Raw genomic sequence first — 12,740 nt, 5'->3', positions numbered from 1 at the left:
CCCATGTTCGGAAAGTCAGAAGCCCAAGCCGCTCGCGCCGAAACCATCGGCGACGCTCAGATCGCGGAGGCCGTTCAGGGCCGCTCGCTCATGCGCGACGCCTACGAGCGCTTTGTCCAGAACAAGGCCGCCATGGCCTGCGTCTTCGTCTTGGGCCTCGTCGTGGCCTTCGTCCTCTTCGGGCCGCTCTTCGCGCAATGGTCGAACGAGGAGATCGACTGGGCCGCCATGGGCGACGTGCGTGGCTTGGGCGGGCCGTCCATCGAGACTGGGCATTACTTTGGCACCGATGACCTCGGTCGCGATCTCTATTCCCGCACCATCCAGGCCACGCAGACCTCGCTCCTCGTGGGCCTCATCGGCGCGCTGATGGCGCTCGTCGTGGGCACGACCTACGGCATCATCGCGGGATATGTGGGCGGGCGGACGGACGCGATCATGATGCGCATTGTCGATATCCTGCTGTCGCTGCCCACCGTGCTCGTCATCATCCTGCTCCTCGTCATCGCCGGGCGCTCGTTCCTCATGCTCTTCGTGGCGCTGGGGGCGGTCTCGTGGCTCACCATGGCGCGGATCGTGCGCGGCCAGACGCTCAGCCTCAAGAACCGCGAATTCGTGGAGGCGGCGCGCGCGAGCGGGGTCTCCGAGATCACCATCATGATCCGACACATCCTACCCAACCTCGCGGGCGTCATCATCGTCTATGCATCGCTGCTTGTCCCCGACATGATCCTCGCGGAAAGCTTCGTGAGCTTCCTCGGCTTAGGCATCTCCGAGCCCTATACCTCCCTCGGCGCGCTCATCGCCGAAGGGGCGGGGACCATGGCCTACGGCACGCTCTGGCAACTCGCCTTCCCGCTTTTCTTCTACGTCGTCATCATCATCACGATGTTCTTCATCGGCGATGGGTTGCGCGACGCGCTCGATCCGAAGGACCGCTGAGATGGCACTCTTCTCCGTCCGCGATCTTCACGTGAGCTTCGACACGCTCGACGGCCATGTCGAGGCCGTCAAAGGCGTGAGCTTCGACATCGCACCGGGCGAATGCCTCGGCATCGTGGGCGAGAGCGGCTCCGGCAAGAGCCAGACCTTCATGGCCGCCATGGGCCTTCTCGCAACGAACGGCACCGCCACGGGCTCCGCCACCCTGCGCGGCGAAGAGATGCTGAACCGCTCGCCCCAGGCCCTCAACAAGATCCGCGGCTCCGCCGTCTCCATGATCTTCCAGGACCCGCTCACCGCGCTCACGCCGCATCTGCGCGTGGGCCAGCAGATGAAAGAGGTGCTGCGCGCTCACAAGGGCCTAACCGGCTCGAAAGCCGATGCGCTCTGCCTCGACTGGCTTGAGCGGGTGAAAATCCCGGAGGCGCGCCTAAGGCTCGGCCAGTATCCCCATGAGCTTTCCGGCGGGATGCGCCAGCGCGTGATGATCGCCATGGCGATGCTCTGCGGGCCGGAGCTCCTCATCGCCGACGAGCCCACCACCGCGCTCGACGTGACCGTACAAGCCGACATCCTCGATCTCATGTCCACCCTCCAGCGCGAGGAAAACACGTCCATCGCGCTCATCACACACGACATGGGCGTGGTGGCGCGCATGTGTGACCACGTCCATGTCATGCGTCATGGGGCGTTCGTGGAGGGCGGGACTACGCGGGAGATCTTTCAGAGCCCGGCGCAGCCCTATACGCAGGATCTACTCGCCGCGATGCCCCGTCTCGACGGCGCAGACATCCGGCCACCGATCCCCGACACCTCCGAGATCGTGCTCGACGCCCGCGACGTGGAGGTGACATTCCAGGTCGCCGGGAGGCGGGGCTTCTTCAATCGCGTGCGCCCGCTCAACGCCGTGAAGGGGGTGAGCTTTGCGCTGGCCGAGGGGGAGACCCTCGGGATCGTCGGCGAAAGCGGGTGTGGAAAATCCACGTTGGCGCGCGCGGTGCTTCAGCTGATTCCGCCCTCGGGGGGCGAAATCCTCTGGCTCGGGCGCGATCTCGCCGCGCTCAAGCCTGCCGAGATGAAGCCTTACCGGCAGGACCTCCAGATCGTTTTCCAGGACCCGCTCGCCTCGCTCGACCCGCGCATGACGATCTCCGCCTCCATCGCGGAGCCGCTCCGGGTGGCCCAGCCGGGCCTCTCCAAGCAGGACGTCCGGGCGCGCGTCGTGGAGATGATGGAGCGCGTGGGGCTGCCGCAGACCATGATCAACCGCTACCCGCACGAACTGTCGGGCGGCCAGAACCAGCGCGTGGGCATCGCGCGCGCCATGATCAACCGCCCGAAGCTCCTGATCTGCGACGAGGCCGTGAGCGCGCTCGACGTCTCCGTACAAGCGCAGGTGCTCACGCTCCTCAAGGAGCTTCAGGCCGAATTCGGGATGTCCATGCTCTTCATCTCCCACGACCTTTCCGTCGTGCGCAGTGTGTCGAACCGGATCATGGTCCTCTACCTCGGGCGCGTGGTGGAGATGGCCGACCGCGACACGATCTTCGACGAGCCGCTTCATCCCTATACGCAAAGCCTGATCTCGGCCGTCCCGATCCCGGACCCGGGCGTGGAGGCCTCTCGCACGCGCCTGAAACTGCCCGGGGAGCTACCGAGCCCCCTCGATCCCGTGGCCGGGCTGCGATTTTTGCCCTCCAAGGCCGGCCGCGTGGGCTACGTGCCGCGGCTCGAGCAGGTGGCGCCGGGACACTGGGTGGAGGAGCATGACGGGCTTGAAGCGATCCTCGGCCAGGCCGCGTCGGCTGCCTAAAAATCGGGCAGCCGCAACAAAGTGGCGATAAAATAGGTTAAAGCCCTGTCACATCGCTTCACGCGAGGTAAACAGGACCATGGCAAAAGACACGCCGCATTTTGACGAGATGCTCGGCTCGGACGGGACCACGCGCGAACCCTACGCTGCCCTGGGCACCTGGATCGAAGCCTCCGACCCCGCCGATCTGCGCGCGAAGCAGCGCGAGGCCGAGGACCTCTTCCGCCTCACCGGTATTACCTTCAACGTCTATGGGCGCGAGGAAGCCGAGGAGCGCCTCATCCCCTTCGACATCGTGCCCCGGGTGATTTCGGGGAACGAATGGCGCAAGCTCACGCGCGGGATCGAGCAGCGCGTGCGTGCGATCAACATGTTCCTCCATGACATCTACCATCGTCAGGAGATCATAAAGGCCGGTCGCGTCCCCCAGGAGATGATCGCGCGGAACGAGGCCTTCCTGCCCCAGATGTGCGGCGTGCACGTGCCGGGCGGTGTCTATACCCACATCGTCGGCATCGACCTCGTGCGCACGGGGGAGGACGAATTCTACGTCCTCGAAGACAATGCCCGGACGCCCTCTGGCGTGAGCTACATGCTCGAGAACCGTGAGACGATGCTCCACATGTTTCCCGAGCTCTTTTCGGCGAACCGGGTGCGCACTGTGCAGAACTATCCCGCGGATCTCTGCGCGTCGCTGTCCGCGTCCACGCCGCCCGCCACCGGGCAGGAGACGCCAACCACGGCCGTTCTCACCCCGGGCATCTACAACTCCGCCTATTTCGAGCACGCCTTCCTGGCCGACCAGATGGGTGTCGAACTCGTGGAGGGCCATGACCTGCGCATCGTGGATGGCCGCGTGGCCATGCGCACGACGCGCGGCTACCAGCCCATCGACGTGCTCTACCGCCGGGTGGACGATGATTTCCTCGATCCGCTGAATTTCAATCCCGACAGCCAGCTGGGCGTGCCGGGCATCTTCGATGTCTACCGCGCGGGGGGGATCACCATCGCCAACGCGCCGGGCACGGGCATCGCCGATGACAAGGCGATCTACAGCTACATGCCCGATATCGTCGAGTTCTACACCGGCGAGCGGCCGCTTCTCGAAAACGTGCCCACCTGGCGCTGCAACGACCCCGAGGCGCTGACCTACGTGCTCGACAATCTCAAGGATCTCGTCGTCAAGGAGGTCCATGGCTCGGGCGGCTACGGCATGCTGATCGGCCCGACGGCCTCCAAAAAGGAGATCGCGGCCTTCCGCGACAAGCTCAAGGCCAAGCCCGGCGCCTATATCGCCCAGCCCACGCTTTCGCTCTCCACAGTGCCGATCTTCACGAAGGCGGGCCTCGCACCCCGGCACGTGGACCTGCGCCCCTTCGTGCTCGTCTCGCCTGAGGGGGTCCGCATCACGCCGGGCGGGCTCACGCGGGTGGCGCTGAAGAAGGGCAGTCTCGTCGTGAATTCCTCGCAGGGCGGCGGCACCAAGGACACCTGGGTGCTGGAAGACTGATGCTCGGAAGAACTGCCAACGGCCTCTACTGGATGTACCGCTACCTCGAGCGCGCGGAGAACACTTCGCGCCTCGTGGAAACGGGACAGCGCCTCGCGCTGACGCGCCTTGAATCATCCGATGACGAATGGCGCAGCGTGCTTCAGTCGGCGGGTGTGTGGGAGGCCTACCAGGCCCATAACGAGCACCTGACGAAGGACGCGGCCATCGACTGGATGCTCCGCTCTCCCAACAACGGATCGTCGGTGAAATGCTGTCTTGAGGCGGCGCGCTCCAACGCGCGATCGGTGCGCGTGGCGCTCACCGAGGAAAGCTGGGAGGCCGTGAACGGCGCCTACATGGAGCTGAAGGAGCTTTTGTCGCGCAAGCTGCGCGAAAGGGACCTGCCGCAGGCGCTCACCCGCATTCGCCGGCACACGGCCCTCGTGCGCGGCATGACCCACGGCACGATGCTTCGGAATGACATCTACGATTTCGTGCGGCTCGGGACCTTTCTCGAGCGGGCCGACAACACCGCCCGTATCCTCGACGTGAAATACTACGTCTTACTGCCCTCCGCCTTCGGGGTAGGGTCGTCGATCGACAACGTTCAGTGGGAGACCATCCTGAGCTCGAACTCGGCGCGCGGCGGCTACCGCATGGCCTATGGCAATGCCGTGCGTCCGCGCGAAGTGGCGCATTTCCTCATCCTCGATCGGCGCATGCCGCGGAGCCTTGCCTTCTGCGTCTCCAAGATCCGGGACAACCTCGCCTATCTCGCCGAAGATTACGGCGGCCGCAGTCCCTCCCATGACCTTGCCGATGATCTCAACCGCGCCTGCGCGGTCCACGACATCGACGTCATCATCAACGAAGGCCTTCACGAGTATCTGCAGGACTTCCTGGGGCGCCTCGGAGCGCTGGGCCGTCAGATCGAGATCGACTACAGGTTCATCGAATGACGCGCCTCTTTATCCGACACGTGACCTCCTACCAGTTCGCGGGGGCAGGGACGCGAGGCCTGCAACAGGTGCGTAAGCTGCCCAAAAGCGGCAATGGGCAACTCGTGCACCGCTGGGACACGATCATGGATGGCGGGCGCGTGGAGCTTGTCTTCGACGATGAACACCACAATCGCGTGGAGCTTTTGAGCTTCGACACGGAGGCTGACACCCTCACCATCACCTCCGAGGGCGAGGTGGAAGTGGCGGATCAGGCGGGCGTCGTCGGGCCCCACCGCGCGGCGGCCCCTCTGTGGCTCTACACGCGCCCGACGAAGATGACGCAAACGGGCGCGGGCATTCGCACGCTCCTCAAGGAGATCAGCGGCGAGGAGCCGCTTGACCGCCTCCACGCGCTCAACAAGGCCACTGCGGAGGCGGTCACCTACGAGGTCGGGGCTTCCGAGCCCGACTGGACTGCGGAGGACGCGCTCAAGGCCGGGAAGGGGGTCTGCCAGGACCACGCCCACGTCTTCATCGCCGCCGCGCGGGAGATGGGCCTGCCCGCGCGCTACGTGTCAGGCTACCTGATGCTCGACGACCGCATCGAGCAGGAGGCCATGCATGCCTGGGCCGAGGCCTATCTGGAGGGGCTCGGCTGGGTCGGTTTCGATCCCTCGAACGGTATATCCCCCGATCCACGCTACGTTCGCGTGGCGACCGGGCTTGATTACCGCGAGGCGGCCCCCATAAGAGGGGTGAGAAGCGGCGATGCGCGCGAAGCGCTCAGTGTCGCCATCGAAGTGGCAGAACAACCCCAGTAAAGATCCTCAGATGAGCTTCCGCCCGTGACCTACTGCGTCGGCATGGCCTTGAACAAAGGCCTCGTCTTCATGGCCGATACCCGCACCAACGCGGGGCTCGACAACATATCCACCTATCGCAAGCTCTATGTCTGGGAGGAGCCCGGCGAGCGCGTGCTCACGCTCATGACCGCCGGCAACCTCGCCACGACCCAGAGCGTCATCAGCCTTCTTGAAGAGCGTACGAAGGCCCCCGATGAGCGCCGGCCCTCGCTCCTTGCCGTCCCGTCCATGTTCCAGGCGGCGCGCCTAGTCGGTGACACGCTCCGCGAATGCATCGCGCGCCAGGCGGACAGTGGGCAATCTGGCGAAAGCTTCAACGCCACGATCATCCTCGGCGGCCAGATCGCCGGCGGGCCGCCGCGCCTATTCCTGATCTATCCCGAGGGCAATTTCATCGAGGCCGGAGATGACACGCCGTTCTTCCAGACCGGCGAGATCAAGTATGGCCGCCCGATCCTCGTGCGGGCCTATGACCCGAAGCTCAGCTTCGAGGATGCGATCCGCCTCCTCCTCGTCAGCTTCGACTCGACGGTGAAGGCGAACCTGACGGTGGGCAGCCCCTTTGATTTCCACGTTTACGAGGAAGGCTCCCTCGTGCGCGGGCGGACCGGGCGGCTCCTCGGAGACGATCCCTACGTGCAGACCGTCTCGAAAGGGTGGGGTGACGCGCTCAAGGACGCGCTCGAAAGCCTGCCCCCCTTCGGCTTCGGCGACTAGCGCGCGCGCTAAACACCCGCCACGACCTGGGGGCCAGCCCCCACACCCCCGAGGTACGGAGGCACAAAGAAGGGTGGGGGCGCGGCTTCATTGTGCCTGAGTACCTCCGCCGGAGGCAATACCGCCGGTGCGACCCGTGCCGCAGTCAGAGGCAGGCGCTCATGCCGCCATCGACGTAGATCACCGTCCCGTTGACGTAGCTCGACGCCTCCGATGCCAGAAAGATCGCGGCGCCCACGAGCTCGGGCAACTGGCCCCAGCGCCCGGCGGGCGTGCGCTTCTCGATCCAGGCGGTGAAGTCCCGGTCCTCCACGAGCGCCTTGTTGAGCGGCGTGTCGAAATAGCCCGGTGCGATGCCGTTGCATTGCAGCCCGTAGCGCGCCCAATCCGTGGCCATCCCCTTGGTCAGGTTTGCCACGGCACCCTTCGTGGCGGTGTAGGGCGCGATGGAGGTCCGTGCGAGCGCGGTCTGGATGGAACAGATGTTGATGATCTTGCCCTCGCCGCGCCCGATCATGTGCCGCGCCGCGGCCTGTCCCACGTGGAAGACGGAGGCGATATTGGTCTGGAGAAGCGCCTCGAAGCGGTCCGCCGGGAACTCCTCGAGGGGCGCGCGGTGCTGCATGCCGGCGTTGTTCACGAGCACGTCGATCGCGCCGAAGCGGTCCTCGTAGGTGTCGATGGCCTCGCGGACCGCGTCGTGGCGCGTGACGTCGAACTGGAGGATGTCCGCGCGCCCGCCCTGCGCCTTGATCCGCTCTTTGGCGGCACGGAGCTTGCCCGGATCGCGCCCGTTGAGCACGATCTCCGCGCCTGCGGCCGACATGCCCTTGGCCAGCGCGTGACCGATCCCCTGAGAGGAGCCCGTGATGAGGGCGCGTTTGCCGCTCAGGTCGAATAGTCCGAGGCCCATGATGGTTCCTTTCCCGGGGCATGTGCCGCGACAGCACGCCCCCTGCATTCCCGTTGTCTGACGTGACATAGCATCGCCATGACGAATGACGCCCTCATTTCCACCTTTCGCGCCATCTGCGGCGCAAAGCACGTGTTGACCAACGCCAAGAGCACCGAACGCTTCCGCAAGGGCTACCGATCAGGGCAGGGGGAGGCGATCTGCGTCGTGAAGCCCGGCACGCTGCTCGAGCAGTGGAAGGTTCTCGAGGCGGCAGTGGCCGCCGACAAGATCGTGGTCATGCAGGCCTCCAATACCGGTCTCACAGAGGGCTCGACGCCGAAGGGCACCTACGACCGCGACGTCGTGCTGCTCAATGCAAGCCGCATCGAGGGGCTGCACCTTCTGGACGGCGGCAAGCAGATCATCGGCCTGCCGGGGGCCACGCTATTTGACCTCGAGCAGAAGCTGCGCCCGCTCGGTCGCAATCCTCATTCCGTCATCGGTTCCTCGAGCATCGGTGCCTCGATCGTGGGCGGCGTGTGCAACAATTCCGGGGGCTCGCTCTGCGAACGGGGGCCGAGCTACACCGAGCTTGCGCTCTATGCCCAGGTCACCGCCAACGGCGATTTGAAGCTCGTGAACGAACTTGGGATCGATCTGGGCGAGAGCACGGAAGAGATCCTCACGCGCCTCGAGGCGGGTGAGTTCGACATGTCCGCCCCCGCGCCCGAGGGCAAGAACGCCTCGGACCCCGATTACACGCGCATCCTGCGCGACGTGGACAGCGACCGGCCCTCGCGCTTCAACAACGACAAGCGCCTGCTGCACGGGGTTTCGGGCTGTGCGGGCAAGCTCGCCGTCTTTGCCGTCCGCCTCGACACCTTTCCGAACTACGAGCGCGAGAAGGTCTTCTATATCGGCGCGAACGATCCTGCCGTGTTCACCGAGCTGCGCCGCCGCATCCTCAAGGATTTCGAGACCCTACCGGTCTCGGCCGAATACATGCACCGGGAGTGCTTCGACATCTCCGCGAAGTACGGCAAGGACACGCTCGTGTTGATCGACAAGCTCGGCACCGACCGGCTGCCCATGTTTTTCGCCCTGAAGGGAGCGGTGGATGCGCGGCTCAACAAGCTTCGCCTGACGCGCGGTTTCACGGACAAGTTCATGCAGCTTCTCTCGAAGCTCTGGCCCCAGCATTTGCCCGCCTTCCTGCTCGACTACCGGGATCGGTTCGAGCATCACCTGATCCTGAAAATGCACGATGGCGGGATCGAGGAGGCGGAGGCCTTCCTGCCGGACTTCCTCGAGGCGCACGGCGCCGAGATGCGCATCTGCACGGCCCGCGAAGCCAAGATCGCAGGGCTTCACCGCTTCGCGGCCGCCGGCGCGGCGGTCCGCTATGGTCATGTCCATGCAAACGAAGTGGAGGAGATCCTCGCCCTCGACATCGCGCTCCGGCGCAACGATCGCGACTGGTTCGAGAAGCTGCCCGGGGAGATCACGAAGGACCTCGTGGGTCGCGTCTATTACGGGCACATGATGTGCCACGTGATGCACCAGGATTACATCGTGAAGAAGGGCGTGGACCCGAAAGCGCTGAAAGCCAAGATGCTCGCCATCCTCGACGAGCGTGGCGCCGAATACCCGTCCGAGCACAATGTGGGGCACCTCTACGAGGCGAAGGAAGACCTCGCCGCGTTCTACAAATCCATCGACCCAACCAATTCGCTCAATCCGGGCCTCGGCAAGATGTCGAAGGCGAAGAACTACGCCTGAGGTCGCCGGGCGGCTCTGTTTCTCCGCGCGGGCCCGTGCCCGTGCTCGAAAGGCGCCCGCCCACCGACCCGCGCACCAAACTGCCCGCCACGTGCTCGGGGCCAATGCGAAGGCGCTATCCCCGCTTCTTTGTGCCCCGTACCTCCGCCGGAGGCATCCGAATGCACCCCGCGCGCGAAGCCCTACATTTCCGCGAATTCTCGCTCCAGCTGGCCGATATCGGCGCCACCGGCCATGAGGCGGCGGATGTCCTGGCCCTCGAGGCTTTCCTTCGTCCCTGCCCCGATGACCTGGCCCAGGGCAAGGAAGGTGAAGCGGTCGCCCACGAGATTCGAATGGATCTCATTGTGGGTGATGAAGATGATGGCGATATCGCCTCGCGCGCGCACGCGCTTGATCGTCTTAAGGACCTCCATCTGCTGCTTTTGGCCGAGCGCGGAGGTTGGCTCGTCGAGGATGAGGACGCGCGCGCCGAAATAGATCGCGCGGGCGATGGCGAGCGTTTGCCGCTGGCCGCCCGACATCGTGCCCACGGCCTGCGTGGGATCGGAGAAATCGATGCCGATCTTGAGCATCTCGTCATGGGCGATCTTGTCCATCTCGTCCATCCGGAGGCGTCCGAAACTCCCCTTGAGTTCCCGGCCCATGAAGAAGTTTCGCGTCACGCTCATGAGCTGATTGAGGGCGAGGTCCTGATAGACGGTGCCGATCCCGGCGGCCGTCGCGTCCCGCGGCGAGCGGAAATTGACGGGCTTGCCCTCGATGTAGATCTGGCCTTGCGTGGGCTGGTGGACACCCGCGAGCGTCTTGATCAGCGTGGACTTGCCCGCGCCATTGTCACCCAGAAGTGCGTGGACCTCGCCGGAATGGACTTCGAGGTCGACGCCGTTGAGCGCCTTGAAGGGCCCGAACTGCTTTACCAGCCCTTCGACGCGGAGATAGGGATCGGCCATCTCAGATACCTCCCGTGATACGTTTGCGGATGCGTTCGTTGGCAAAGACCGCGGCGAGCAGGATCGCGCCGAGGAAGACGCGGAACCACGCGCCATCGATGGCCGGGATGAAGAAGACGGCGTTGGCCACGAGCCCCACCGTGATCGCCCCGAAGATGACGCCGAGGACCGAGCCGAAGCCGCCGGTCATGAGCGTGCCGCCCACGACGGCGATGGCGATGGCGAAGAGCTCCATGAGGTTGCCCTTGGCGGCGTCCGACGTGTTAGTCTCGTAGACCTGGCAAGCTGCGAAGACGGTGGCGCAGAAGGCGGTGAACATGAAGAGGCCGATCTTCACGCGGTTGACCGGCACGCCGTTTGCGCGCGCGGCCTCCTTGTTGTCACCCGTGGCGTAGATCCAGTTGCCGAGCTGCGTGCGCGACAGGACGAAATAGGCCACCGCCGCGATGGCGATCCACCAGGCGAAGCGGGCGTCGAAGCCCTCCACCCATTGCTCACCGCGGCGGTTGAGGTTCCCGCCGAGGAGGAACCACTGGTCCGGTCGCTCGTAGCCCAGCGTCTGGAAATAGGCACCGAGCCAATACCAGCCGTCATAGAACCATCCGAAGACCTCGCCGCCGAAGGCATAGGCGACCCAGCTTTCCTCTTTGAAGTCGGGGAGCCCCGAGACCTGCGTGGATTGGTTGATGAGGCGGAAGGCCACTTCCGTGACGCCGCGCAGGAAGAAGAGGAAGGCGAGGGTGACGATGAAGCTCGAGAGCCCCGAGCGCACGACGATGACCCCGATGATCCAGCCGAGCGTGAGCGTCATGAGGAGGGTGACCGCGAAGGCCGCGAGCGGCGTCGCCTCGCCCAATCCGAAGGGCAGGCCCCATTTGAGCATGAGCGCCATGGACATGCCCGCGAAGCCGATCATGGAGCCGATGGAAAGATCGAACTCGCCGGCGATCATCAGGAGCGCGGCACCCGTGGCGATGATCCCGTATTGCGCGATGATCTGGATGTTGTTCTTGAGGCCCAGCGCATTGAAGGCGCGCCCGTCCGAGGCCCAGAGCAGCGCTACGACGATGACGATCATCACGATGAAGGCGCCGATCTCCGGCCGCCGGATCAGCCTTTGCAGGCGCGTTTCTTCCACCAATCTGTCGGATTCGCTGCGGTCCGCCATGTGTCCCTCTTCTGCTCCCTTTCAGACAAAACAGGCGGAGCATCGCCCCGCCTGTTTTTCGTTTCTTGGCTGAGGCCCGACCTTAACGGTCGATGCCTGCGAGCTCCTTCACGGATGCGGCGTTGGATGCGTCCACGAAGCCCGGGCCGGAGTTGATGTTGTTGCCCGGCAGAAGGCCCGCATGGTTGTTGTAGAGGTGGAGCACGATCACCGGCATGTAGCCCTGCAGGCGCTGCTGCTGGTCGATCGTGAAGGCCACTTCGCCCGCATCGATGAGGTCCATCACGCCGGGGCTGAGGTCGAAGCACGAGAGGTGCACTTCGGCGCCTACGGCCTCGATGGCGCGATGTGCGGCTTCGCAGACATGGGGACCCACGGCGAGGACGCCGTCGATGCTCTCGTCAGCTTCGAGCGCGGCCGCGGTGCGGGTCTCGATCTGGGCGGGGTCGTTGGACACGTCGATCTGGTTGAGATCGGCGCCCATGGCATCGAAGTAACCGGTGCAGCGATCCACGAGCGCGGTGTTGAACGCCTCCTGGTTCAGGCAGAGGCCCTTGGTGACCCCCTCGGCCATGGCGCGCTGGCCTGCGGCGAGGCCTGCGTCACGCTCGGGCTGGCCCACATGCATGAGCGCGCCGAGCTCGCGGGAGCTCTCGAGGCCGGAGTTCATGGTCACGACCGGGATGCCGTCGGCCACGGCGGCCTCGATCGCGGGCCCGAGGGCTGCGGCATCGGGGAGCGAGACGATGATGCCATCGGGCTCGGAGGCCGCGGCGGCCTCGATGAGGGCTGCCATGGCGGACATGTCGCCCGAGACGTCGAAGTTGTATTCAAGCGTGGCGCCGATGGCCGCAGCAGCATCACGGCCGCCCTTCTCAACGACGGGCCAGAACGGATCGGTGCCCTGCGTGTGCGTGATCATCACGTAGCGCTCACCATGGCCGTCGGCCATGACGCCGCCCGCCACAAGAGCCGCGGCGGAAGCCGCGATCAGAAGCTTTTTCATGGATGTCCTCCCAAGACTTTAATGTCGACGCCTCGGTTTATCCGAAGCTGTCCGCGGAAATGTTTGCGCTAGCGCCGTTTCTGTCAATGGAAACTTTCCCTTGGCCGGACCGTGCGCAATTGAGTTGCAAGGCCGTCGAATTCGGGTCACCCAAGCCCGGTCACTCCGAGG

The 12,740-nt window shown here is 65.0% G+C and carries 11 protein-coding genes; 7 read left to right on the top strand and 4 right to left on the bottom strand.

What is annotated here, in order from left to right; translation table 11 throughout:
• Positions 1-3 precede the first annotated feature (3 nt).
• From AAFM92_08245 to AAFM92_08220, 6 genes are all read left to right on the top strand, one after another.
• A complete protein-coding gene (locus AAFM92_08245) occupies positions 4-942 on the top strand; it encodes an ABC transporter permease subunit (protein ID MEL7300357.1) in 939 nt (312 codons plus the stop codon).
• A gap of 1 nt (position 943) precedes the next feature.
• On the top strand, positions 944-2,755 hold the full coding sequence (locus tag AAFM92_08240; protein MEL7300356.1) for an ABC transporter ATP-binding protein: 1,812 nt from the start codon (positions 944-946) through the stop codon (positions 2,753-2,755).
• Positions 2,756-2,834: 79 nt separating this feature from the next.
• A complete protein-coding gene (locus tag AAFM92_08235) occupies positions 2,835-4,265 on the top strand; it encodes a circularly permuted type 2 ATP-grasp protein (protein ID MEL7300355.1) in 1,431 nt (476 codons plus the stop codon).
• Complete coding sequence (locus tag AAFM92_08230) at positions 4,265-5,206, top strand: alpha-E domain-containing protein (GenBank protein MEL7300354.1); 942 nt, start codon at positions 4,265-4,267, stop codon at positions 5,204-5,206. The genes AAFM92_08235 and AAFM92_08230 overlap by 1 nt, the downstream gene beginning before the upstream one ends.
• Positions 5,203-6,009 (top strand): transglutaminase family protein, encoded by an 807-nt coding sequence (locus AAFM92_08225; protein ID MEL7300353.1) that lies wholly within the window; start codon positions 5,203-5,205, stop codon positions 6,007-6,009. The genes AAFM92_08230 and AAFM92_08225 overlap by 4 nt, the downstream gene beginning before the upstream one ends.
• 42 nt (positions 6,010-6,051) lie before the next feature.
• Positions 6,052-6,768 carry a peptidase gene (locus tag AAFM92_08220; protein MEL7300352.1) on the top strand — a complete coding sequence of 239 codons (717 nt, stop codon included), beginning with the start codon at positions 6,052-6,054 and terminating at the stop codon, positions 6,766-6,768.
• Positions 6,769-6,913: 145 nt separating this feature from the next.
• Here AAFM92_08220 and AAFM92_08215 read toward each other — a convergent pair whose 3' ends face one another.
• Complete coding sequence (locus AAFM92_08215; protein ID MEL7300351.1) at positions 6,914-7,681, bottom strand: SDR family oxidoreductase; 768 nt, start codon at positions 7,679-7,681, stop codon at positions 6,914-6,916.
• 78 nt (positions 7,682-7,759) lie between these two features.
• On the opposite strand from AAFM92_08215, the gene dld reads away from it, so the two are divergent.
• Complete coding sequence (gene dld, locus AAFM92_08210; protein MEL7300350.1) at positions 7,760-9,442, top strand: D-lactate dehydrogenase; 1,683 nt, start codon at positions 7,760-7,762, stop codon at positions 9,440-9,442.
• Positions 9,443-9,624: 182 nt separating this feature from the next.
• Here the strand turns inward: dld and AAFM92_08205 are convergent, their stop codons facing one another.
• The 3 genes from AAFM92_08205 to AAFM92_08195 all read right to left on the bottom strand — a co-directional run bounded on the left by AAFM92_08205 (position 9,625) and on the right by AAFM92_08195 (position 12,569).
• Positions 9,625-10,395: an ATP-binding cassette domain-containing protein gene (locus AAFM92_08205; protein MEL7300349.1), complete on the bottom strand. Its 771-nt coding sequence runs from the start codon at positions 10,393-10,395 to the stop codon at positions 9,625-9,627.
• Between the two features lies 1 nt (position 10,396).
• On the bottom strand, positions 10,397-11,563 hold the full coding sequence (locus AAFM92_08200) for an ABC transporter permease (GenBank protein ID MEL7300348.1): 1,167 nt from the start codon (positions 11,561-11,563) through the stop codon (positions 10,397-10,399).
• A gap of 82 nt (positions 11,564-11,645) precedes the next feature.
• The gene (locus tag AAFM92_08195) at positions 11,646-12,569 is read right to left on the bottom strand and encodes a substrate-binding domain-containing protein (GenBank protein MEL7300347.1); all 924 of its coding nucleotides are present in this window, start codon (positions 12,567-12,569) and stop codon (positions 11,646-11,648) included.
• Between the last annotated feature and the right edge of the window lie 171 nt (positions 12,570-12,740).

The sequence above is a fragment of the Pseudomonadota bacterium genome (assembly GCA_038533575.1).
In the GTDB taxonomy this organism is placed as follows: domain Bacteria; phylum Pseudomonadota; class Alphaproteobacteria; order Rhodobacterales; family Rhodobacteraceae; genus Shimia_B.
The sequence above is the reverse complement of the archived record's forward strand: the minus strand, read 5'-3'. Positions and strand labels throughout refer to the sequence as shown.

Bases quoted from the DNA above. Each gene is read 5' to 3' on its own strand.
- dld (MEL7300350.1), top strand. From the start codon at position 7,760: ATGACGAATGACGCCCTCATTTCCACCTTTCGCGCCATCTGCGGCGCA.
- AAFM92_08220 (MEL7300352.1), top strand. From the start codon at position 6,052: ATGGCCTTGAACAAAGGCCTCGTCTTCATGGCCGATACCCGCACCAAC.
- AAFM92_08240 (MEL7300356.1), top strand. From the start codon at position 944: ATGGCACTCTTCTCCGTCCGCGATCTTCACGTGAGCTTCGACACGCTC.
- AAFM92_08225 (MEL7300353.1), top strand. From the start codon at position 5,203: ATGACGCGCCTCTTTATCCGACACGTGACCTCCTACCAGTTCGCGGGG.
- AAFM92_08230 (MEL7300354.1), top strand. From the start codon at position 4,265: ATGCTCGGAAGAACTGCCAACGGCCTCTACTGGATGTACCGCTACCTC.
- AAFM92_08200 (MEL7300348.1), bottom strand. From the start codon at position 11,563: ATGGCGGACCGCAGCGAATCCGACAGATTGGTGGAAGAAACGCGCCTG.
- AAFM92_08205 (MEL7300349.1), bottom strand. From the start codon at position 10,395: ATGGCCGATCCCTATCTCCGCGTCGAAGGGCTGGTAAAGCAGTTCGGG.
- AAFM92_08235 (MEL7300355.1), top strand. From the start codon at position 2,835: ATGGCAAAAGACACGCCGCATTTTGACGAGATGCTCGGCTCGGACGGG.
- AAFM92_08215 (MEL7300351.1), bottom strand. From the start codon at position 7,681: ATGGGCCTCGGACTATTCGACCTGAGCGGCAAACGCGCCCTCATCACG.
- AAFM92_08195 (MEL7300347.1), bottom strand. From the start codon at position 12,569: ATGAAAAAGCTTCTGATCGCGGCTTCCGCCGCGGCTCTTGTGGCGGGC.
- AAFM92_08245 (MEL7300357.1), top strand. From the start codon at position 4: ATGTTCGGAAAGTCAGAAGCCCAAGCCGCTCGCGCCGAAACCATCGGC.